Raw genomic sequence first — 1,246 nt, 5'->3', positions numbered from 1 at the left:
TGTCCACCGACACCGCCGGCCCCTCAAGACCGAACGTGTACGAGAGACGGCCGGAGATCACGCTCGTCGCCGTACCGGTCAGCCGGTGCCCCTCGGCACCTTCCTGGCCCTCGGTGAGGAGGGAGATGTAGTCCTGGCCGTTCGTGCCGATGAAGACGCCGGCCTGGCTGCCGCGGAGGGCGGCAGGGTCGATTCCGGCCCGCTCGAACGCCTCCCAGGACGTCTCCAGCAGGAGGCGCTGCTGTGGGTCCATGGCCGTCGCCTCACGCGGCGAGATGCCGAAGAACGCGGCGTCGAAGCGGGTGGCGCCCTGCAGGAACGCGCCCTTGCGCGTGTAGACCTTGCCCAGCTTGTCGGGGTCGTCATCGAAGAGCGAGTCCAGGTCCCAGCCACGGTCGGTCGGGAAGTCGACCACCGCGTCGCCGCCGCTCAGCAGCAGCTGCCACAGCTCCTCCGGCGAGCGGACCCCGCCTGGGAAGCGGCAGGCCATCGCCACGATGGCGATCGGGTCGTCATCCACGGCCGGAGCGACGGCGGAGGCCGCCGGGAGCGCCGACTGCAGTCCGAGCAGCTCGGTGCGGAGGTGGTCGGCGAGTGCGGTGGCCGACGGGTAGTCGAAGACCAGCGTCGCCGGCAGGCGCAGCCCCGTCGCCGCGTTGAGGCGGTTGCGCAGGTCGACGGCGGTCAGCGAGTCGAAGCCCAACTCCTTGAACGCCCGGCCCGCCTCCACCGCCTCCGACCCGGCATAACCGAGAACGGCAGCGACCTGGCCACGGACGAGGTCCAGCACCGCACGGCCGCGCTCCGCCTCCGACAGCCCGGCGAGCCGCGCCGCCAGCGAGGAGCCTGCTGTGATCGGGGCGGCGGCCGACGGCCCGGCCTGGGCCGCGGCCCTCAGCTGCCGGACCTCGGGAATCTCGTCGAAGAACCGACCCGGCCGAACGGCCTCGAACTCAGCGGCCAACCGCTCCCAGACAATGTCCGCAACGGTCAGGGCGGTGTCGCCCTGGTCGAGCGCGTGCTGCAGGGCCGAGATCGCCAGCCCCGGCGCCATACCGACGACGCCGTCACGGCGCAGCCGGTCGGCCACGAGGTCCTCGGTGGCGAGCCCGGCCTCGGCCCAGGCGCCCCAGGCGATCGAGGTGGCGGGTAGACCGTCGGCCCGGCGCTGCTCCGCGAGCGCGTCCAGATAGGCATTCGCAGCCGCGTAGTTGCCCTGCCCGGCACTGCCCACCGAACCCGCCAT

At 72.8% G+C, this 1,246-nt stretch carries 1 protein-coding gene; it reads right to left on the bottom strand.

Annotated elements, in window-relative coordinates; all coding sequences use genetic code 11:
* Positions 1–1,246, bottom strand: a 1,246-nt coding sequence (locus ACIBEC_RS47820) for a beta-ketoacyl synthase N-terminal-like domain-containing protein (protein WP_396290935.1), incomplete at both ends; no start/stop codon positions are given.

This window comes from Kitasatospora sp. NPDC051164 (genome assembly GCF_044455625.1).
GTDB lineage: Bacteria > Actinomycetota > Actinomycetes > Streptomycetales > Streptomycetaceae > Kitasatospora.
Note: the sequence above shows the minus strand (reverse complement) of the source record. Positions and strands in the feature narration are given on the sequence as shown.